This is a genomic window from Paenibacillus faecis, assembly GCF_008084145.1.
Classification (GTDB): domain Bacteria; phylum Bacillota; class Bacilli; order Paenibacillales; family Paenibacillaceae; genus Fontibacillus; species Fontibacillus faecis.
This window is the reverse complement of record NZ_VSDO01000003.1, coordinates 205,079-226,216: the sequence shown is the minus strand read 5'-3', so window position 1 is coordinate 226,216 and position 21,138 is coordinate 205,079. Positions and strand designations below refer to the sequence as shown.

Genomic DNA, 21,138 nt, shown 5'->3' with positions numbered 1-21,138 from the left:
TCGTTAATATGCCGTTACAAATAGGGAAACGAAATGGAATCATAGGGTGGATGGCCGTGCTGATGCTGGTATTCATGATGGCGGGCTGCGGAAACGCCAACCAGGACGCGGGGGCCGCGAATTCGGCCGGGAAGGGGACATCCCCGGTGAATTCCGCCGAACCCAAAGGCGCGGATGCCAAAGTGGATATCGGGAGAGGCCTGGAGATCAAGCATGCCTTGGGAACGGCCCATATCGAAGGGACTCCGACAAGGATCGTCGCGCTGGAATATACGTATGCCGAGGATTTGCTCGCCTTGGGCATTCAGCCCGTTGGGGTGGCGGACGTGAAGGGATATCAAACCTGGGTCAATACGACCCCGGGACTGGATGACAGCGTTCAGGATGTAGGGACGCGTCAGGAGCCAAACCTGGAAGCGATCATGGCCCTGGAGCCCGATTTGATTATCACCACGGATTTCCGGTCGAAGGATATTTACGACAAGCTGGAGGGAATTGCGCCAACGTTGGCATTTAGCCCTTATCAAGATGAGAAGAACGGCGTGGATCAGTATCAGGAAATGATCGATACGTTCAATACGATCGCCAATGTGGTGGGCAAGCAGGAGGAAGCCAAACAGGTGCTGGCGGATTTGGACAAAACCTATCAAGAAGCCGCTGAGAAAATCAAGGCGGCGGGCAAAGAGAATGCCGAGGTTACTCTCGTTCAAGCCTTCAGTAATCAGAATTCTCCGGTGTTCCGCATTTTTACCGACAACTCGATGGCGATCCAGATCCTGAATAAAATCGGCCTGCAAAACGCGTTTAAGGATCCGGCGTTTGAAGTGTACGGTTATGCCGAGAAATCGGTCGAAGCGTTTCCCGCCGTGCAGGACTCCGACTTTTTGTATATCGTGCAGCAGGACGATAATGTGTTTGAAACGTATATGAAGGAGAACCAGGTTTGGAAAAACCTGAACTTTGTCAAGGAGAACCGCACCTATCCGCTGGGGGGAGACTCATGGGTGTTCGGCGGACCGTTGTCGGCAAAAACGCTCGTCGATAAAGCCGTCTCTGTGATCGCGCCATGAGGACGGTGACCGGGGTAACTTCGCAAAAATCGGTACCGGCAGCCCCTCAGAAGCGGACCCCCCGGGGTTCGCTTTTTCTTGTGTTTGCGGCGGGCCCGCTGATTCTGGCGCTGCTGCTATGTTTGCAAATTACGCAGGGCACCGCGGGCATTTCCCTCGCCCTGATCCGGGATGCGCTGTTTCACCCGGCCGCGGAGGATCCGCTTCATCAAATCGTCCGGGGGGTCCGCCTTCCCCGGGCCGTGATGGGGGCTCTGGCGGGAGCCGCGCTTTCCGTAGCCGGCGTCCTGCTTCAGACATTAACGCGCAATCCGCTCGCCTCCGCCGGAACGCTGGGCATTAATGCGGGCGCCTATTTGGCGGTCGTGGTGGCGACGATATTCTTTCCTTCGCTGATGGGCGGATTTCCGCTGTTGACCGCTATGGCCGGCGGGCTGCTTGCCGGGGCGATCGTGTTCCTGCTTGCCGGACGGCGGCAGAGCGGACCCGTTCGCTTGGCCTTGGGGGGCATGTCCCTGACGCTTGTGCTTTCGTCGTTGACCGGAACGCTGCAATTGCTGTTTGAGAATGAAACGGCGGGCCTGTTCCTGTGGGGATCCGGCTCGCTCATTCAGAACGACTGGCAGAACGTTACGGCGATCTGGCCGTGGGTTGCGGGCGGGCTGCTGCTTGCCACGCTGTTCAGCCGCAACCTCGACGTCCTTCTGATGGACGAGGAGGTCGGCAAATCGCTGGGCCAGCGTATCGCCGCGACGCGTACCATCAGCGTGTTGACCGCCGTACTGTTGGCTGCGGTCACGGTCAGCGCAGTGGGGCCGATCGGCTTCGTCGGCCTGATCGCACCGCATTTGCTGCGCCTGATGGGACTGCACCGCCATAGGCTGCTGATCCCGGGCGCAGCGATCTGGGGGGCGATCGTGCTGGTGGCGGCCGATCTGGCCGTGCTAATGCTGGAGCCGGCCTTCGGCCTGCTGCCGGCCGGCTCCGCGACGGCGGCGCTCGGCGCGCCGTGGCTGGTTTGGCTCGTGTACCGCATGAAGCCGACGCGCGGCGACGTGCAGGGCGCCTCCTCCGGCATGGGAGCGGGCTTCCGCCGCTCCCTGCCTTACCCCGCCCTGCTGGCGGGGGCGGGGCTTCTGCTGCTGCTCGCGCTGGGCGCCGGCCTCGTCTTCGGCGGCAAGACCGTGCCGCTGCCGGAAGTGTGGGCCGCGTTTCGCGGCGAGGCGAGCAAGATCACCCATTACATGGTGATCGAAACGAGGCTGCCTCGCCTGCTGATCGCGGCCCTCGCCGGGGCCTCGCTGGCCGCGAGCGGGACGCTGCTGCAGGGCGTCGTGCGCAATCCGCTCGCCGATCCTTCGGTGATCGGCGTGACGTCCGGCGCCGGCCTGGGCGCGCTCGTCTTCCTGATTGCGCTGCCCCAGCTGCCGGGCGCGCTCGTGCCGGCGGCGGCTTTCACCGGCGCGGTTGGCGCGGCGCTGGTGATCTTCGCGATCAGCCGCAAAGGCGGGCTGCAGCCGGCCAAAGTGGCGCTGATCGGCATGGCGGTGTCCGCCTTCGCTTCTGCCGGCATTCAGGCGCTGGTGGTCAAGGCCCAGCTGCGGGTGGCCTCGGCGCTCACCTGGCTTTCGGGCAGTACCTATGCCCGCGGTTGGGAGGAGCTGGCCTGGCTGTTCGCCTGGCCGCTGGCGCTGCTGCCGCTCGCCTGGGTGCTGGCCCGCCGGCTGGACCTGCTCGCGCTCGGGGACGCCCCCGCGATCAACCTCGGCGTCTCCGCGGAGCGGACGCGTCTGCTTGGCGGCCTGCTGGGAGCGGCGCTGGCGGCGTCGGCCGTCGCGACGGTCGGCACCGTCGGCTTCGTCGGCCTGCTGGCGCCGCACGCGGCCCGCTTGCTCGTGCCGAACGCGAACCGCAAGCTGATTCTGCTCTCGGCCCTGCTGGGGGCCGTATTCCTGGTGCTTGCGGATCTAGTGGGGCGGGTGCTGCTCGCGCCCAAGGAAATACCGTCCGGCCTGGTTGTGGCCCTGCTCGGCGCGCCGTACTTCCTATGGTTGATGCGCTCGGCAGGGAGCCGCGCCGGCGCCAAATAAGAAAAGGAAAACCGACCGGAAATCACCGGCCGGTTTTTCTGTTATTCGGCGGGTAATTTTGTGCGGGAGCTGGAACAATAGAGATAGCGGTATTTTGCCCCGAGAAGACAGACCCCGGAAGATGAAGCTACAAAGCCGCCGACTCTTAGTGCTTAAAATTTTATTTTAAATTGTGAATATTTCAAGAATATCCCGTTTGCTACTTGCAATGTGAAAAATGTCACACTATAATAGAGTCATAAGGTGAACAAAATCACAAAGTCGTTATTTTATAAGTGACATATTTCACAAGAGATAACCCTGATCGTTACGATTTCAAGGACGATGGGAAATTGAGGAGGAAGAAACCATGAAAGTCGCCGTGATTGGATGTACCCACGCAGGAACCGCAGCTATTGTAAATACCGCCAAGCTTTATCCCGAAGCCGAGATCACCGTTTACGAACGCAATGATAATATTTCTTTCCTTTCGTGCGGGATTGCCCTCTATGTAGGGGGAATGGTTAAGGACCCGCAGGGTCTGTTTTATTCGTCGCCGGCCCAACTCGCGGAATTGGGCGTCAAAACGAACATGCGGCATGAAGTCATCGCGGTCGATACGGAGAGCAAGACGCTGCGCGCCCGCAATCTGGAGAACGGAACCGAGTTTGAAGATACGTTCGACAAGTTGATCGTGACGACGGGATCGTGGCCGGTCGTTCCTAAATTTGAAGGCATTGAGCTCGAAAACATCCTGCTCTCGAAAAATTTCAATCACTCGAACACCATCATAGAAAAGTCGAAACAAGCCAATAATATCGTTGTGGTTGGCGCGGGTTACATCGGCGTCGAGCTGGTGGAAGCTTTCCAATTGAACGGTAAACAAGTGACGCTGATCGATGCGGAAGAGCGCATCCTGAGCAAATACCTCGACGCCGAATATACGGACAAAATCGAGCAATCGTTGAGCGATCACGGGATTACGCTGGCTTTGAACCAAAAGGTGACCAAGTTTGTCGGTGAAGGAAAAGTAAGCACGGTGGTCACGGACCGCGGGGAATATAAAGCCGACCTGGTGATTCTCTGCATCGGCTTCCGCCCGAATACCGAGCTGTTGAAGGGTCAAGTGGATATGCTCGGCAACGGCGCGATTATCGTCGACGAGTACATGCGGACCAGCAAACCGGATGTTTATGCGGCGGGCGACAGCTGCGCGGTCTTTTACAATCCGACCCGGGAGCACGCCTACATTCCGCTGGCCACCAACGCGGTTCGGATGGGAACGCTGGTTGCCCGCAACCTGGTTGCCCCGACCGTCAAATATATGGGAACGCAAGGCACATCGGGGATCAAAATTTATGAGGACAATATTGCCGGTACCGGGATGACGGAAGCCTCGGCGAAGGAAGCGGGCATCGACGCGGAGGCGGTCATGATTACCGACAACTACCGTCCGGAGTTTATGCCGACGCATGAACCGGTCATGCTGAAGGTTGTTTACGAAAAAGACACGCGCCGGATTCTCGGAGCTCAAATCATGTCGAAAGTCGATCTGACCCAATCGATCAATACCATTTCGGTCTGTATCCAAAACGGCATGAAAATGGAGGAGCTGGCCTTCGTCGACTTCTTCTTCCAGCCGCATTACAACAAACCGTGGAACTTCCTTAACAGCGCCGGCTTGGCCGCGCTGCCGGAAGTGCCGGCACGCGAGGCCGTTACCGTTTAACTTTAACTTTAACTTTACCTCCAATGGTTTTCGAACAGCCGTCCCGGGTGCATTCAGGGGCGGCTGTTTTAGTCTTCGGTATAAGCCCGCCGAATCTCCAGCAATTCGGGCAACCGATCGAGGAAGACATCCACGAGGGCCGGGTCGAAATGATGTCCGCGTTCTTCGCGCAGCAGGGCAATAATTTTGTCCAAAGGCCATGCTTTTTTGTAAGTACGTTCGCTGCCCAGCGCATCAAAAACGTCGGCGATCGCCGTAATGCGACCGAAGATGTGGATGCTTTCGCCGGACAAGCCTTGCGGATATCCGCTGCCGTCCCATTTCTCGTGGTGCTGGTGGGCGACAATGGCCGCGGTCTGCATCAGGGGGCGGGGGGATTTTTTCAGCATCCGATAACCGATCTCGGTATGGGTCTGCATGACGGAGAACTCTTCCGGCGTCAATTTGCCGGGTTTGTTGAGGATGGCGTCGGGAATGGCGACCTTTCCGATATCATGCATCGGAGAGGCGATGCGCAGCATCTCCGCCTGATCGGGCGGGAGTCCGTAGCCGAGCGCAAGGATATGGGAATATTCCGCGACTCTTCTGACATGGTGCCCGGTTTCCCGGCTGCGCATTTCACCGATCTCGCCCATGGAGAGGATAATTTCTTTTTGCGTCTCTTCGATTTCGTTTAAAAGCATGGCCGATTCCAGGGATTTGCCGGAATAGGATGCGGCGAGCGTAAGGTACTCCAAATCTTTTTCGGTGAAAACGCCCGGCGGGGTCAATTTGTTGACCGCCTGGAAGCAGCCGATGATCTCGCCTTCGCTGTTGCCGAACGGAATGACCAGCAGCGCTTTTGTACGGTACCCGGTCTCTTTGTCGGTTCGGAGCGCACCGTGTTTCAGAAGGTGGCCGTAGGGCTCATTCGTGTAGGCGTCATCGATGAACAACGGTTGGCCCGTGGCGACCGCGAGCCCGACGAGCCCGGCATCGGCAGGGATCCGAAGCTCCCGAACCCCGTGAGCGGCCGTGGTCCACAGTTCATTTCTCTGACGGTCGAGCAGCCAGACAGTACAGCGGTCGGCCCCGATCATCCCCCGCCCCAGGTCGGCCATATGCATCAGAATCCGGTCAAGGTGGCGCTCGTTGGCGATCCTGGCCGCATATTGGAAAATCATTCGCAGCAGCGTTTCCGTGTCGGGTTGCTCCATCAACCTGTTTTGTTGAGAATCCATATGCCTGCACCTTCCTTCCGTATTACCGTTTTTTTCCTAAGTCCAAGATACTTCATTGCATTACGTCGCACAAAGCATTTTTTTGCAGGGATATTACGTGAAATGTTTCACTATTGAAAGCGGTAACGTGACTAATGTTACTTATCCGTACCAGGGGCCAAGATACAATGAACGTAAAGACCGCAGTTCATGGACTGCTTCTAAAGGAGAATGGAGAGAATGGCATACAACAAACCGGATCAAATTGCGAAAGTGACGGTTGACATGGGGGTGAAAAAAGCCCATAATCCTCTGCTGACGGTGCTGGTGCTCGGCTTTTTGGGCGGAGCCTTTATCGCGCTCGGGTTCCTGCTGGATATTCGCGTCATCGCCGGCGCGCCGAAAGAATGGGGCAGTTTCGCCAATTTTATCGGGGCCTCGGTGTTTCCGATCGGCCTGATCCTTGTGCTGCTGGCCGGAGGAGAGCTGTTGACCGGAAATATGATGGCCGTGCCGTTGTCGCGGATGGCCCGGAGGATTTCGACCGGGGAGATGTGCAAAAATCTGGTACTCATTACCTTGAGCAATTTTGTGGGCGCCCTGTTTGTCGCTTACTTCTTCGGTCATATCGTCGGCTTGACTTCGGATGGCGTGTACTTGGAGAAGCTTGTGGAGATGGCCGGGCATAAGCTGGAGGCCGGCTTCCTGCAGGCTTTTGTGTCCGGAATCGGCTGCAACTGGTTGGTGGCGCTGGCCGTTTGGCTTTCATACGGAGCGGATAATATGAGCGGTAAAATCCTCGGCATCTGGTTCCCGACGATGGCCTTTGTCGCGATCGGATTTCAGCACGTCGTGGCCAATATGTTCCTGATTCCCGCAGCGATCTTCGAGGGATATTTCTCCTGGGGGGAATATCTCAAGAACTTTGTGCCGGTTTGGCTCGGCAACTTGACGGGGGGCGCGTTGTTCGTCGCCGGAGCCTATTGGACGGCTTACCTGAAAGACGGAGGAAAGAAAGCGGAGGCGGCCGGCGATGCCGTGGCCGCGCCGGCGAGCAAGCACGCGTAAGAAGCCGGGTGCCGCTGTGGCTCGATTGAGAGACGGTCTCCTGCGGGAGGCCGTCTTTTTGATGTAGTTTTCGGATTAGCGGCCTTTAGAGGCGCTATTTTGAGCTATTTCGAGCTGATTCGGCTAGAATAGCGATCCAAAAGGGGCTTATTTCCACTAGCGTTGCATTATAACTGATATGGATGCTGCCTATCCGCAATCTTTATTGCCGCCTGTTATAATAACGGCCTTTTGGGCCGCTATTTCGCCCAGATTCGCTTTTTCGGGAAGAATAGCGGTCAAAAGGGGCCCTATTTCTCTGGTGCGAGCTCAAAAATCCGGTTTTTGCCCGACTTTCTCTAAAACAAGGCCCCAAATGACCTCTATTTCACCTCGAAGGGCCAAATTCGACAAAATAACGCCTCAAAAAGCCCTTATCCACCCGCCCGGCTTCTAAGGGAGACGGTTACGGCCATTAGACCCTTCGAAATTAATGCAACGCGAGTGCTCAAAAGACCGCTATTTCTCACCGAAGGGACGAATTCGACAAAATAACGCCGCAAACGGCCCTTATCCACCAGCTTGGCTTCAAAGAGAGGCGGTTACAGCTATTAGACTTCGCGGATTAATGCAACGCTAGTGGCTTATTTCCCGGCACCGGACCCCAAAATCGGGTTTTGGCCCGTTTTTCCCAAAAATAAGACGCTAAAGAGACCGCTATTTCACCTTTATGAAGCGAATTCGACAAATTAGCGGCGCGTAATGCCTTTATAGACCCAGTCCCGCTTACTCCTCCTGTCTCTGTTCGAGATAGGCATGCGAGGGACAAAGCGCCGAAATCCTCCTTACTATCAGTGCCCTCTGCAGGCAACCTTGGTTAAACATAAAATTCCTGCAAATCTGCAGGAATTTTCGCCGAAACCGGCTCGTTTCTCTAAAATCGCTGGAAAAACCTGCAGATTTGCATCTTTTTCCGTATCCCCTCGGGAATCGGCCTAAAATACCTGCAGATTTGCATCTTTTTGGAGTTGAAGGAGCGGGATAGGTTGGAGTTGCTGGAGATATTGGAGTGCACCGACACCTTGACCGCCATAGGCCCAATACGATTTGGAGGTCCGCGGGCTTGAGAATGTGTACTTTTCGAGCGAGAGCGCGTATTCTCATGCTCTCTTTCTATATTGTCTGACGGGGAACCAGTAGACATCGTTCCGTCTTTTTTCTAAGATTATAGAATCTGCTAGTTTGAGATGGGGGATGAAGTTATGATTCGCGAGGAGAACGGAATTTTTCCCGCGGTGTGTCCACTGGATTGCCCGGACACCTGCGGTTTGTTGCTGCATAAAGAGAACGGAAAAATCGTCAAGGTGACGGGAAACCCCGACCACCCGATTACCCAGGGGGCCATCTGCAACAAGGTGCGGAACATGACCGAGCGGGTCTACCATCCGGAGCGCGTGCTCTATCCGCTGAGACGGGTGGGGCGCAAAGGCGAGGGGAAGTTCGAGCGGATCAGTTGGGATGAGGCGTTGGCCGAAATCGCCGATAGATATCGCAAGCTGATTAAAGAGCATGGTCCGGAGAGCATTCTTCCGTACAGCTTCTACGGCAACATGGGGATTCTTAGTGTGGACGGCATGGACCGGCGCTTTTTCAACCGGCTGGGGTCGTCCCAATTGCAGCAGGGGATTTGCAATTCCGCGGGAAGCGCCGGCTGGAAGTATACGATGGGCTTCGGCGGGGGCACCAGTCCGGAGGATACGGTTAAGGCGAAGCTAATTATCATTTGGGGCGGCAATTTGGTCAGTACGAACATGCACCAGATCGCCTTGATCGAAAAGGCCCGCAAGCAGGGAGCGAAGCTTGTGGTCATCGACGTGCACCGCAATCGCACGGGGCAGCGGGCGGACTGGTTTATCCCGCTGTACCCGGGGACGGACAGCGCGCTTGCGCTCGGTATGATGCATGTTCTGTTCGAACGCGGTCTCGTCAACGAACCGTTCATGGAGCGCTACACAACCGGCTATGCCGAACTGCGCGAGCATGTGAAGCAGTACACGCCGGAGCGCGTTTCGGCGATCACCGGCGTGCCGGCGGATGACATCGTCCAACTGGCCGTCATGTACGGCGAAACCTCTCCGGCGTACATCCATATCGGCAACGGCCTCCAGCACCATGACAACGGCGGAATGACGGTACGGACCATCAGTTGCTTGCCGGCGCTGACCGGGCAGTGGCTCGTTCCCGGCGGCGGAGCGTACAAGTCTAACGGGGGTTATAACAAAATGAACGCGGAGGCGTTGGAACGCCCGGATCTGCGGCCGAATCCGGCGGCCCGGACGATAAGCATGAACCGTATCGGCGAGGCGCTGCTGACGCTGGAACCGCCGATATATGGGCTGTTCGTGTACTGTGCGAACCCGGCGGTCGTCGCTCCGGACACCGGGAAGGTGGAACGCGGCTTAAGCCGCGAGGACTTGTTTACCGTTGTGCACGATCTGTTCCTGACGGATACGGCCAAGTATGCGGATATTGTCCTGCCGGCCACATCCACCTTTGAAAATACGGACCTTTACGCCTCTTATTGGCATCACTACGTACAAATTCAAGAGCCGGTCATCCCTGCGCAGGGCGAGAGCAAAAGCAATGTGGAAGTATTTCGTCTTCTGGCGGCCGCTATGGGTTTTGAAGAGGCGGCGTTCCGCGATACGGAAGAGGATCTGATCCGCCAGGCGCTCGATTATCCGGCCAACCCGTATTTGCGGACCGTTACGCTGGAAGGTCTGAAAGAGCGGCGCATGATCAAGCTGGACATGACGCACAAGGAGCGGTATCTGGACAACTTGGCGACACCTTCGGGCAAGATCGAATTGTATTCGGCCCAAATGGCGGAGGAGGGCCTGCCGCCGCTGCCGACTTATACGCCGCTGCGCGAAGGGTACGACGGGGAGAACCGGCCGGGAACGCAGGAGGCGTATCCGCTGATGTTCATTTCGCCGCCGAACCACAGCTTCCTGAATTCCACGTTCGGCAATGTGGAGAAGCTCACCGCGCTGGAAAAGCAGCCTACGCTGCAGATCCATCCGGAGGACGCGGCGGCCCGGAGCATTGCGGACGGGGAACGGGTCGTCGTATGGAATGAGCGGGGAAGTTATGAAGCCCTCGCGGCCGTGACCGACAAAATGCTGCCGGGCGTCGTCATCAGCCAGGGGCTATGGTGGGATCGGGACGGCAAACGGAGCCGGGCCAATGCGTTAACGCCGGATCGGCTGGCCGATATGGGCGGAGGGGCCGTCTTCTTCTCGACCGCTGTCGATGTAAAGCGGCAATAGATGTACTTGCCGACTTTCTCCTTTTCGGCGATACTATGATAATCTGGGCGTAATTATAGTTACATTCACTGTGATGGTATATGGTATGAAGAAGCCCTTAGGGGCTTCTTTTTGTGTTTTTAAGGATGACTTTATGGGTTAAGCGTGGCGCGGGCAAAGGAGGAGAGAAGCCTATGAAATGGTTGCAGTCGTATCCGCGGGAGGTCAAAATTTTTCTGGTGGCGAGTCTGATCAGCTCGGCCGGGGGCTCTTTAATGTGGCCACTGATCACGATGTTCGTATTCAAGGTACTGGGACGCACGGTGACGGACGCCGGTCTGGTTATCTTGGTTATGTCCCTCGGCGGGATTGCCGGACAAGTTCTCGGCGGCTCCTTGTATCATAAACTGGGCGTGAAAAAGCTGATCGTCGGCGGAGTGGGGCTGTACGCGATGTTCCTCCTGCTGCTGCCGTACGGGAGCGGCAACTGGTCCCTGTTTATCGTGTTGATGGGGCTCGTCGGTTTCTTCAACGCGATGTCCATGCCTGCGATCCAGGCCTTTATCGGCTTCCGGTTTGCGGAGCGGCGGGGGGAATTGTTCAATGTCATCTATGTGGCGAACAATATCGGCGTTGCGCTGGGGACCGCGCTTAGCGGCTTTTTGGCGCAGATTTCTTACAATATGAGCTTTACTTTGAACGGGCTGGTCTCCGCCGGTTTTGCGCTGTTTTTCTGGTTTTATTTGAACAAAGTTCAAAAAAGCGAGGGAGAGGTCCAACTCGCGAAACGCAAGACCACCCCGGAGGGACAAGACACCTGGAGGCTGCTGGGTCGCTACAATGTCTATCTGTTTATGGGGATCGGCTCCTTTTTCCTGTGGCTCGGCAATTGTATCTGGAATAACGGGGTTTCGCCCTTTACGATGTCACGGGGGATGCCGGAATGGAATTACAGTATACTCTGGACGCTGAACGGGATCTTGATCTTTGTCGGCCAACCGTTTATTTTATGGATTAAACGGACGTTCGCAGGCTCGTCGGAAGCGCAGCTTACGGCCAGCGCCATCTTTTATTTTCTCGGCTATGTCACGATGCTGTGTTTCCCCACTTACCCCAGCATGGTGGCGGCGATGATTCTGACCACCTTTGGCGAGATGTTGATCTCACCGGCCATTCCTTCGTTTATTTCCGACCGGACGGGGAAGGCCGCGCCCTTCTATCTGGGCGTCGTCGGCGGGATGGGAGCGGCCGGAAAAGTGGTCGGTCCTTACGCCATGGGCGTGCTGTTTGACTGGAACGGTTTTGTGCCGGTGGCCTGGCTGGCCGTTATTATCTCCGTCTTATCCGTAAGCGCGTTTGTGATTCATTCCTCCCTGAACAAAAACGCCCGGGGCAAATTGGCTGACAGCATTTAAAATACGCATATATAAACTTAGGAAGGAGTTACTATATATGTCTGATATAATATGGACCCGCCTGTCGCAAATGCGGGATGCCGAGGCTTTGATGGAGCTGGACAAGCTCGTATGGGAGGAGAACACTTCCCCTACCCCCATCGTTTGGAAGTCGCGGGAACACTACCTCCAGAAATGCCCGCCAGGAACCCAGTTGATTGCCGGCGTCGGAGACCGGATATGCGGGTATGTGGGATTTGATTATCCCACGCCTTTGGAGAGCAACCGCCACGTGTACGAACTCAATATCGCGGTTCACCCCGATTACCAGGGACGCGGGATAGGGCGGACGTTAATGGAGGCCATCAAGGAAATGGCCGCGGAAAGAGGCGTCCGGAAGTTGTGCCTGCGCGTGCTGGCGTCCAATCCCGGAGGGCTGGCTTTTTATAAAAAGTGCGGATTTGTGGAACAGGGGCGGCTGGTCGAGGAGTTTTGGATCGGCGGCCGTTACGTGGATGATATCCTGATGTGGTGCCCCGTGGCCGGCCATTGATCATTTGGCGAGATATCGGTATATTTAGAAGAAGAAAAATCGGAGAAACTTTTGGCAGAGATTCCATGAATGGAAAGGTTGATCACCGTGGAGAACAACAATTTAACCCCTCCCAATTTTATTAAAAATATCATTACCGAAGATTTAAAGAACGGCAAAGTGGACAAGATCGTGACCCGCTTTCCGCCCGAACCGAACGGTTATTTGCATATCGGGCATGCGAAAGCCATCTGGATCAATTTCACGCTGGCCGATGAATTCGGAGGCCGCACCCATCTGCGGTTTGACGATACGAACCCGGTCAAGGAAGATATCGAATACGTCAACTCCATTAAAGAGGACGTGAAGTGGCTCGGCTTCGAGTGGGAAGAACTCCATTTCGCCTCGAATTATTTTGAGGAGATGTACAACCGGGCCGTGCTGCTGATCAAAAAAGGCAAGGCTTATGTGGACGACCTCAGCGCCGACCAAATCCGCGAAACCCGCGGAACCCTGACCGAGCCGGGGCAAAACAGCCCTTACCGGGACCGGTCGGTCGAGGAGAACCTCGACCTGTTCGCCCGGATGCGCGCCGGGGAATTCAAGGACGGAGAGAAAGTGCTGCGGGCCAAGATCGATATGGCGTCGCCGAACATCAACCTCCGGGATCCCGTCATTTACCGGATTGTGCATGCGACCCATCACAATACGGGGGATCAATGGTGCATTTACCCGATGTATTCCTATGCCCATCCGCTGGAGGACGCGATCGAAGGCGTGACCCATTCCCTGTGCACCACGGAGTTCGAGGATCAACGTCCGTTTTATGACTGGGTGATCGCCGAAACGGAAATGCCGAACGTTCCGCGTCAATATGAGTTCGGCCGGTTGAACCTGGAGCAAACCGTCACGAGCAAGCGGAAGCTCAGAATGCTGGTCGACGAAGGGATCGTCGACGGCTGGGACGATCCGCGCATGCCGACGATTTCGGGGCTTCGCCGCCGGGGCTATACGCCGGAGGCGATCAAGGCATTCGTTTACGAAGCGGGTATCTCCAAAGCCTACGGTGCGATTGATGTTAAAATGCTGGAGCATTTTGTCCGCGAGGATCTGAAGCTGAAGGCGCCGCGTACGATGGCGGTCGTCGATCCGCTGAAGGTGGTTATCACGAATTATCCCGAAGGGCAAACGGAGCTGCTCGACGCCGAGAACAACAGCGAGAACGAAGAGATGGGTCACCGGCAAATTCCGTTCTCCCGCGAGATCTATATTGAACGCGACGATTTCATGGAGGATCCGCCAAGTAAATACTTCCGGTTGTTCCCCGGAAACGAAGTGCGTTTGAAGCACGCTTACTTTATCAAATGCCATGACGTGATCAAGGACGAGAACGGCGAGGTTACGGAAATTCACTGCACCTATGATCCGGAAACCAAGAGCGGCAGCGGGTTTACCGATCGAAAGGTGAAGGGGACGATCCATTGGGTGGACGCCAGCGCCGCCGTGCCTGCGGAATTCCGCTTGTATGAGCCGCTGATTCTGGATGAGGAGCCCGAGGATGAAGGGGCGGAGGAGAAGCCGTTCCTGGAACGGATCAATCCGAACTCCCTGACGATCAAGCATGGCTTCGTAGAGCCGGGAATGAAGGACGCGAAGCCGCATGACAAGTTCCAATTTTTCCGGCACGGTTATTTCAATGTCGACCCGAAATACTCGAAACCCGGGCATCCGGTGTTCAATTTGATCGTTTCGCTGAAAAGCTCGTTTCAACTTCCGAAGTAAGATGGTATAATATAGCTAGCTTGAATTTAAATAATCAAATATTTCGTTTTTTATGGAGGAGCCTGGTCAAACCAGGCTCCTTTTTGTCTTTTTTAGGCATGATAAACAAAAATAGTGGAGGGATGCGGATGTTCTTTTTTACGATTCTCATAATTTTATTGGCGACGAAACTGGCGGGGGACCTGAGCGCCCGGTTGGGCCAGCCCGCGGTCGTGGGGAAGCTGCTGGTCGGGATTGTGATTGGTCCGGCTTTGCTCGGATGGGTGGAAAACTCGCATATTATCGAGGAATTGAGTGAAATCGGCGTGCTTTTGCTGATGTTTATGGCCGGGTTGGAGACCGATCTGGACGATTTAAAGCGAGCTTATAAGTCGGCGACGGCGGTGGCTGTTGGCGGAATCATCGTACCTTTTGTCGGCGGTTATATTACGGGGGCTGTGATTGGGCTGACGGTTTCCCAGGCGATATTTATGGGGCTGTTGCTGTCGGCCACATCGGTCAGTATCTCCGTCCAGTCGTTGAAAGATCTGAATTTATTGAACACCAGGGAGAGTACGACGCTTCTCGGAGCGGCCATCATCGACGATATTCTGGTAGTCGTGCTGCTGGCCTTCGTAATGAGCCTGTTCGGGGGAGAGGAAGTCAATTTGACGCTCGTCATCGGCAAGAAATTGATCTTTTTTCTCATCGCCGGATTCTTCATTTGGAAGGGAGGCAAATGGGTCATGAAGTGGCTGGCTCCGCTGCGGGTCTCCGAGTCGATCATCAGCGGCGGGCTGATCCTTTGCTTTTTTCTGGCTTTCATCGCGGAAGAGCTTGGCGTGGCGGGCATTATCGGGGCGTTTGCGGCGGGTTTGGCCATCTCGCAAACCGATTATAAAAAGGAAGTGGAGCATAAACTCGAGCCGATCGCTTATACGATATTCGTACCGATCTTCTTCGTAAGCGTGGGCTTCTCCGTTTCGTTTGAAGGATTGGGATCGCAATGGGGCTTGATGATCGTTCTTTTCATGGTGGCCCTGCTGACCAAGCTGGTCGGCTCCGGACTCGGGGCCAAGTTGACCGGGTTTTCGTGGTCATCTTCGGCCGGGATCGGCTCAGGGATGGTGTCGCGCGGGGAGGTGGCGCTGATTATTGCCACCATCGGGCTGGAGAGCGGACTATTGCAGCAAAAGTACTTTACCGTCCTCGTCATCGTGGTCATTTTAACCACATTAGTCACGCCGTTTCTGCTAAAACAAACCCTGGGACGGCATGCCGCCCAACAAAAAGACCGCTAGCCCGCCGATCCTTACCCGGAAAATCGGGATGGCCCGGGGTCAGACGCTGCTGCGCTCGATCAGGCGGAACTGAAGCTCCTCGGTTACCGGGGGCAGGGCCGGGTCCTGGATTCGGCTATAAGCGATGTTAAAAGCCTGTGTGCCGATATCCAGGAGGCGGTTGTCGATCGTGGTGATTCCGAACACTTCGGAGATCGGCTGGTTATCGAACCCGACGATGGCGACATCCTCCGGTATGCCGAATCCGTGTTCCTTGATGGCGACGAGGAATCCGGCTGCGATTTCATCTCCGGTGAGCAGCAGGGCGGTGGGCCGTTCCTTCATGCGCAGCAGCCAATCGGCCACGAGACGGCCGTCGCGGATTTCGCTGCAGCCGTCCAGCAGCCATTCGTCGCGCGCTTCGCCGCCAAGCTCCCGCAGAATATCGGCGTAGGCCTGGCGGCGCCGCAGGCTGTTTTGGCTGTTCCGGCGGTTCAGGGTGAAACCGATCCGGCGGTGTCCCCGGTCCCAGAGGTAGCGGATAGCGTTTCGGAAGCTGGCATAGTGATCGTAGTAGACCGAGGAAAGCTTGCGCTGCCGAACGTCTTCGCAGAGGACGATCGGGCCGTATCCGGCATAGTCCTCCACTTGGTCGAGCGACAGAGACCGCGAGCAGATGATGACGCCGTCGATCCGTTTATTGCGCAGCAGATCGAGCACTTTGATTTCTTCCTCGGGCCGGTAACCGGTCTGGCACAGCATTAACTGATAGTTATGTTTAAGCGCCTCCGCGGCGATTCCTTCGATCAGTTTGGAAAAATAGGCGGTCTGGATCTGGGGAAGAATGACGCCGATCGTCTGCGTCATGCCTTTGACGAGATGCACGGCATTCATATTTCGGGCGTAATGCAGCCGTTCGATGGCTTCTTCGACCGCTTTCCGCTTGCTTTCGCTGACATAAGGATGCGCGTTCAGCACCCGGGACACGGTGGTGACGGACACACCGGCGGCTTTGGCGATTTGTTTGATATTGGCCAATGCGGGACGCCTCCTTCAACAAAACATGACAAAATGGAAGAAACGCTTGATCTGAAAAGCATTTCATAATATAGACTTAAATTAAAGGCTCGGAATCAGCGGCGTAACCGTCCACTTAGGGCGGGCGTAACGCGATCCGGCCTGTTTTTTTATGGCGGTGGTACCGGGCAAGTTCAGGTTAATCTTCTTCGGTCTGCGGGAAGGCCGGGGGGTATCCGTTTTTACCGAGACGGTTCCACATCAGGCCAAAGCCGATGGCTCCGATGACCGTAAGAATGACCCCCATTTTATACATCACCACAGGCCCGAAGTTTTGAAAAATCCAGCCGCCGAGCAGCCCCGCGACGATACCCGTGATGCCGCTGAGAGCCACCGTGTAGACCGCCTGTCCGGCGGAGCGAAGCGGCCTCGGGAGCAGCAAGGCGGTCAGGCGGGTGCCGACGTGAAAGAAGCCGCCGAAGGTAACGGCGTGCAGCACCTGGATCAGGATGACCTGCACCGGGCTTGTCGCCCCGGCCATCAGATCCCAGCGCAGCGCAAACAGCAGGCTTACCACGGTAAGGCAGCCCATGAGGTAAGTCAGCTTTTTCTTCAAAAATAGATTCAGCAGGACGAAAGCGCCCACCTCGAATAAGGTGGAGAGAAAGAACGCAACGCCGATTTGAAACCGGCTTCCTCCGAGATCGCTGATAAACAGCGGCAAAAAAATGCTGTTGACGGCGTTCGGCAAAGCGACAAGCGCTCCGAACAGAACGAATGCGACAAAGTATTTGTTTTGCAGCGTCCGGCGAATTTGGACGGGCGTCACGATCGGCGTGTTCGTCGTCTTGCGGATCGTCGGCAGCAGAAGCGCGGACCCGATCGCCAGCATCAAAGTTACGCTGAACAGGAGGGAGATCCCGTTTTGCCCGACGCTGTCGATGATCGGTCCGGCCGTAAGGGCGACGAAGGTCCATCCCAGAGAGCCCCATAACCGGTAGGCTCCGAATTTCTGCCCCATGTCCTCGATATACCCCAAGGTGAGACTGTTCGTATGAGCCAGCAGAGGGGTCTGGAAAAAGAACAGCAGCATCATCGACAAATACAGCATCGGGTAGGTGTTCACTTTAAAAACAAGATGGCCGACGATCAGCAGGCCAACCATCATCATTAAGAGCATCACGCGGATATTTCGCCCGCGATCGCTCAAAGATCTCCAAAAGGGGTGAGCCAGCAGGGAAACGAGCGGCCCGGCCGCCATCAGACTGCCGATTTCGAGCTTGTCCATGCCGATGTCCAGCAAATATAATTGAAAGAACGCGGCAAAGATGACCATGGTGCCGTAAGTGAAAAAGTTAAGCAGCCCGAGTGGCAGTTTTATTGTGGAATAGGGTTGGGTTTTGTCCCGCAAGAGTGCCATTCCTTTCTGTCCGACTCCAGTTTGGTGTGAAGCGCAAAAATGACTATGTCCTCAATGTAACATACACCTGAAAGGGGATACAAACCAACTTCTTTTTGTTTTGCCAGTTTTTAGATTTTGGGGAGGCTGTAAAATGGCGATAACAGCGGTTATTCTTGCCGGAGGGCGATCAAGTCGAATGGGCCGAAACAAGGCGTTGCTGCCGATCGGGGGTATCCCGGTCATCGAAAAGCTCGTTAAGGAATTAAGCCAAGTAACGGAAACGGTCTTGATCGCAGGAGGGCCCAAAGAGACATACTCCTATTTGGAGGCGGAGATGATTTCCGACACGTTCCCCGGCGCGGGTCCGTTGGCCGGACTGCACGCGGGGTTAAAGGCGGCAGCGACGACCTGGTCCGTAGTCGTGGCGTGCGATATGCCGTTTGCCGGCCGGGAAGCCGTCCGCTGGCTGGCCGAACGGACCTTGCAGGCGGAGAAGGAAGGCAAAGAGGCTGTGATTCCGGTCGTGGAAGGAAGGGAACAGCCGCTGCTTGCGGCTTATCGCCGAAGCGTACTCCCGGGATTGGAACGGACGCTGAAGGAGGGGCAGCTCAAGCTAACCCGCTGGACCGAAGGCCTGAAGGCCGACTATCCGGACGGGGCGGCCATGGCCCGAGCGGCGGGCATTCCCGCGGAGCGGATTCCTTTCAACATGAACCGGCCCGAAGACTATCGGCAAGCTTTGGCATGGGCGGAATCCCCGCCTGGCGAAGAAGTTTAGTAAGGAAGATGTTGAGAGATTGTCAAAAATAACGCATGAAGCGCTTACATTTTGAGGTATAATAAGGTTGGAAGATGCATGATCCCCCTTAATCATGTGTCGGTTTGATTAATGAGAGATGATTTCCGTTGACAGGAAGTCATCTTTTTTTAACAGTCGAATACATTTGTTGTGTCAAGCTATATAAGCAGGGAGATGACGATATGACCACACTGTACAAGAAGCCGATGGACATTCCGGAAGAACAGGCGCGCTGGTTGGAACTCCGAGGTTGGGTATATCAGTTGCTGATGGATTTTTTGAGCCGTCCCCCGCGCATGTCCTTGATCGCTCAATGGCGGAATCGGGTGGAGCGGAAGAGCCCGGTGATTCCTATGAGCCGGGGCGGGAAGAGGCTGAAGGAGTATCTGGGGCAAATCCGCGAGGAAGAGCTGCGTTCGGTGTTTGCCGATGAAGCGGAAGAATACAGGCGGTTGTTCGTGGGACATCAGGCGGTGATAACCGCCCGCGAGAGTCTGTTTCGCGCCAAAGTAGAAGGCGTCAGCGCCTTTTCCTGCTTGGCCGAGATTCGGGAATTCTATTTGGAGAACAGTGTGGTATTTAACAAGCTCTCGGGGGAGAGCGACGATCATATCGCTTTGGAGCTGGAGTTTATGGCTGTGCTTAGCGAGGAAATGCTGGACAGATCAAGCCTGCCCGGACATGACCGGGACTTGATTCGGGTGCAGATTTCCTTTTTGGAGTCGCATCTCATGCGCTGGGCTCCCCGCTTTGCCGCCGAATTGGCCGATGCGACGGAGAGCCCGCTATATACGGGGCTGGCCGAGTTGCTCGTGGAGTTTCTGGAAATGGATTTGGAACAGCTTCACCTGTGGCGGAGCAGACTGGAATAGGAAGACGGGGAAGAGAAAGGCAGGGCGGGACTGAACTCGCCCGGCCTTTTTTTGTCTTACAGTAGGAAGAAACTCAAGCTTCATGTAAAATGGAAGGGAGAAACGTGCAGAATAGAAAAGGAGTACAACGATGAGGCGGGGACTACAAATTATTTTAATCGCGGCAATCCTCTTTGCTTTCTATTTTTTCGGCTTCGGGGTGTTCGGAAAGTTCGGGGGGATGCTCGTCAGTATATTTCAAACCTTGACCGTTGTCACCATCGGTCTCGCCATATTTATGGAAAATCGCAATCCTTCCAGCACGATGGCCTGGATTTTGGTGCTGGCCTTGCTGCCGGTCGTCGGTCTGATCCTGTATTTTTTACTGGGGCAAAACTATTTCAAACGGCGGAAGTTCGATAAGAAAGCGGAGGAGGACCGGAAAAGCTACGAACGTATCGATCATAACGGAAGCATGCTGCCCCGGGATTTGTCGCAATTTACGCCGGGACAGCAGCGGCTGCTGCAAATGTCGCAGCGGATCGCCAGGACTCCGTTTTCCATGGCTACCCGTACGCGGGTTCTGACCAACGGGGAAGAAACGTTCTCGACGCTGCTAAAGGAATTGAAAAAAGCGCAGCATCACATTCATATGGAATACTATATTTATCGAGCGGACGACATCGGCCGGGAAATCCAGAAGACGCTGATCGAAAAGGCGAAAGCCGGGGTGGAAGTCCGCTTTATGTTCGATGCGGTCGGAAGCCTGGGGCTGCCGAAATCGTTTGTGAACGAATTGCGGGAGGCCGGGGTCAAGGTGGGCATTTTCGGCGAGGTGCGCTTTCTGGCCTTGTCCAGCCGGGTGAATTACCGCAACCATAGGAAGATCGTCGTGATCGACGGAAATACGGGCTTCATCGGCGGGCTGAATGTGGGGGACGAATATTTGAGCCGCAGCAAAACCTACGGCTTTTGGCGCGATACCCATATGCTCGTCAAAGGGGAGGCCGTGCGGTCGATGCAGGTCATCTTTCTGCAGGACTGGCAGTATGTGACCGGCGAAAGGATCATGGACGTCGAATATTTGTCCCCGGAGATGGAGCAGGGCTGCAGCGGTGCGGTACAGGTTATACCGAGCGGCCCGGACAACGAGAGCAAGGCGCTGAAGAACATTTTCTTCGCCATGATTACTTCGGCCAAAAAGTCGGTCTGGCTGGCAACGCCGTATTTTATCCCGGATGAGGATATTCAGACGGCATTACGGGTAGCCGCATTATCCGGCATCGACGTGCGGATCCTGTTTCCGGCCAAGCCGGACAAGTGGCTGCCGTTTCTCGCTTCCCACTCCTATTTTCCGTCGCTTTTGGAGGCCGGGGTGAAGATTTTTGAGTATGAGAAGGGTTTTCTGCACTCCAAATTGCTGATTGTGGACGGCGAGGTGGCGACGGTGGGAACGGCCAATATGGACATGCGCAGCTTTCACTTGAATTTCGAGGTCAACGTCCTGCTCGTCCAGGCCGACAGTATTTCCAAAATCGTCCAAGATTTCGAGCGCGATTTGCTGTCGACGACCCGAATTAAAAGGAAGGCCTTTATGAAGAAGAAAATCGTCGTCCGGTTGATGGAATCGGCCGCAAGGCTGATGTCCCCCTTGTTGTAAGAGGGGCAAGCGGCCGTTTT

At 55.6% G+C, this 21,138-nt stretch carries 15 protein-coding genes; 12 read left to right on the top strand and 3 right to left on the bottom strand.

Translation table 11 applies throughout. From position 1 onward, the window contains the following. Positions 1–8: 8 nt before the first annotated feature. The 3 genes from FRY98_RS14540 (at position 9) to FRY98_RS14530 (ending at position 4,868) form a co-directional block, all read left to right on the top strand. Positions 9–1,070, top strand: coding sequence for an ABC transporter substrate-binding protein (locus FRY98_RS14540; protein ID WP_249043419.1), 1,062 nt, complete (start codon positions 9–11; stop codon positions 1,068–1,070). Between the two features lie 80 nt (positions 1,071–1,150). Next, a complete protein-coding gene (locus FRY98_RS14535) occupies positions 1,151–3,160 on the top strand; it encodes an iron ABC transporter permease (protein ID WP_148453084.1) in 2,010 nt (669 codons plus the stop codon). A gap of 349 nt (positions 3,161–3,509) precedes the next feature. Then, the gene (locus FRY98_RS14530) at positions 3,510–4,868 is read left to right on the top strand and encodes an FAD-dependent oxidoreductase (protein ID WP_148453082.1); all 1,359 of its coding nucleotides are present in this window, start codon (positions 3,510–3,512) and stop codon (positions 4,866–4,868) included. Positions 4,869–4,936: 68 nt separating this feature from the next. Here FRY98_RS14530 and FRY98_RS14525 read toward each other — a convergent pair whose 3' ends face one another. After that, positions 4,937–6,088 carry an HD domain-containing phosphohydrolase gene (locus tag FRY98_RS14525; protein WP_148453080.1) on the bottom strand — a complete coding sequence of 384 codons (1,152 nt, stop codon included), beginning with the start codon at positions 6,086–6,088 and terminating at the stop codon, positions 4,937–4,939. 219 nt (positions 6,089–6,307) lie between these two features. On the opposite strand from FRY98_RS14525, the gene FRY98_RS14520 reads away from it, so the two are divergent. The 6 genes from FRY98_RS14520 (at position 6,308) to FRY98_RS14495 (ending at position 15,410) form a co-directional block, all read left to right on the top strand. After that, a complete protein-coding gene (locus FRY98_RS14520) occupies positions 6,308–7,135 on the top strand; it encodes a formate/nitrite transporter family protein (protein WP_148453078.1) in 828 nt (275 codons plus the stop codon). A gap of 1,241 nt (positions 7,136–8,376) precedes the next feature. After that, positions 8,377–10,443, top strand: a complete 2,067-nt coding sequence (locus FRY98_RS14515) for a molybdopterin-containing oxidoreductase family protein (protein WP_148453076.1) — start codon at positions 8,377–8,379, stop codon at positions 10,441–10,443. A gap of 173 nt (positions 10,444–10,616) precedes the next feature. Next, complete coding sequence (locus FRY98_RS14510) at positions 10,617–11,837, top strand: MFS transporter (protein ID WP_148453074.1); 1,221 nt, start codon at positions 10,617–10,619, stop codon at positions 11,835–11,837. Positions 11,838–11,874: 37 nt separating this feature from the next. Further along, positions 11,875–12,369, top strand: a complete 495-nt coding sequence (locus FRY98_RS14505) for a GNAT family N-acetyltransferase (RefSeq protein ID WP_148453073.1) — start codon at positions 11,875–11,877, stop codon at positions 12,367–12,369. A gap of 69 nt (positions 12,370–12,438) precedes the next feature. Beyond that, positions 12,439–14,130, top strand: coding sequence for a glutamine--tRNA ligase/YqeY domain fusion protein (locus FRY98_RS14500; RefSeq protein ID WP_148453071.1), 1,692 nt, complete (start codon positions 12,439–12,441; stop codon positions 14,128–14,130). A gap of 128 nt (positions 14,131–14,258) precedes the next feature. Continuing rightward, positions 14,259–15,410, top strand: coding sequence for a cation:proton antiporter (locus FRY98_RS14495; protein WP_148453068.1), 1,152 nt, complete (start codon positions 14,259–14,261; stop codon positions 15,408–15,410). Between the two features lie 39 nt (positions 15,411–15,449). Here FRY98_RS14495 and FRY98_RS14490 read toward each other — a convergent pair whose 3' ends face one another. Next, positions 15,450–16,427, bottom strand: a complete 978-nt coding sequence (locus FRY98_RS14490; RefSeq protein WP_148453066.1) for a LacI family DNA-binding transcriptional regulator — start codon at positions 16,425–16,427, stop codon at positions 15,450–15,452. 178 nt (positions 16,428–16,605) lie between these two features. Then, positions 16,606–17,826, bottom strand: coding sequence for an MFS transporter (locus tag FRY98_RS14485; protein WP_148453064.1), 1,221 nt, complete (start codon positions 17,824–17,826; stop codon positions 16,606–16,608). Between the two features lie 133 nt (positions 17,827–17,959). On the opposite strand from FRY98_RS14485, the gene mobA reads away from it, so the two are divergent. From mobA to cls, 3 genes are all read left to right on the top strand, one after another. Then, positions 17,960–18,586 (top strand): molybdenum cofactor guanylyltransferase, encoded by a 627-nt coding sequence (mobA, locus tag FRY98_RS14480; protein WP_148453062.1) that lies wholly within the window; start codon positions 17,960–17,962, stop codon positions 18,584–18,586. Between the two features lie 203 nt (positions 18,587–18,789). Further along, positions 18,790–19,479, top strand: a complete 690-nt coding sequence (locus FRY98_RS14475; protein WP_148453060.1) for a TorD/DmsD family molecular chaperone — start codon at positions 18,790–18,792, stop codon at positions 19,477–19,479. 130 nt (positions 19,480–19,609) lie between these two features. Next, complete coding sequence (gene cls, locus FRY98_RS14470) at positions 19,610–21,118, top strand: cardiolipin synthase (RefSeq protein ID WP_148453058.1); 1,509 nt, start codon at positions 19,610–19,612, stop codon at positions 21,116–21,118. Positions 21,119–21,138 lie beyond the last annotated feature (20 nt).

Bases quoted from the DNA above. Each gene is read 5' to 3' on its own strand.
- FRY98_RS14485 (WP_148453064.1), bottom strand. From the start codon at position 17,826: ATGGCACTCTTGCGGGACAAAACCCAACCCTATTCCACAATAAAACTG.
- FRY98_RS14530 (WP_148453082.1), top strand. From the start codon at position 3,510: ATGAAAGTCGCCGTGATTGGATGTACCCACGCAGGAACCGCAGCTATT.
- FRY98_RS14515 (WP_148453076.1), top strand. From the start codon at position 8,377: ATGATTCGCGAGGAGAACGGAATTTTTCCCGCGGTGTGTCCACTGGAT.
- FRY98_RS14505 (WP_148453073.1), top strand. From the start codon at position 11,875: ATGTCTGATATAATATGGACCCGCCTGTCGCAAATGCGGGATGCCGAG.
- mobA (WP_148453062.1), top strand. From the start codon at position 17,960: ATGGCGATAACAGCGGTTATTCTTGCCGGAGGGCGATCAAGTCGAATG.
- FRY98_RS14525 (WP_148453080.1), bottom strand. From the start codon at position 6,088: ATGGATTCTCAACAAAACAGGTTGATGGAGCAACCCGACACGGAAACG.
- FRY98_RS14500 (WP_148453071.1), top strand. From the start codon at position 12,439: ATGGAAAGGTTGATCACCGTGGAGAACAACAATTTAACCCCTCCCAAT.
- FRY98_RS14540 (WP_249043419.1), top strand. From the start codon at position 9: ATGCCGTTACAAATAGGGAAACGAAATGGAATCATAGGGTGGATGGCC.
- FRY98_RS14510 (WP_148453074.1), top strand. From the start codon at position 10,617: ATGAAATGGTTGCAGTCGTATCCGCGGGAGGTCAAAATTTTTCTGGTG.
- FRY98_RS14475 (WP_148453060.1), top strand. From the start codon at position 18,790: ATGACCACACTGTACAAGAAGCCGATGGACATTCCGGAAGAACAGGCG.
- FRY98_RS14520 (WP_148453078.1), top strand. From the start codon at position 6,308: ATGGCATACAACAAACCGGATCAAATTGCGAAAGTGACGGTTGACATG.
- cls (WP_148453058.1), top strand. From the start codon at position 19,610: ATGAGGCGGGGACTACAAATTATTTTAATCGCGGCAATCCTCTTTGCT.
- FRY98_RS14495 (WP_148453068.1), top strand. From the start codon at position 14,259: ATGTTCTTTTTTACGATTCTCATAATTTTATTGGCGACGAAACTGGCG.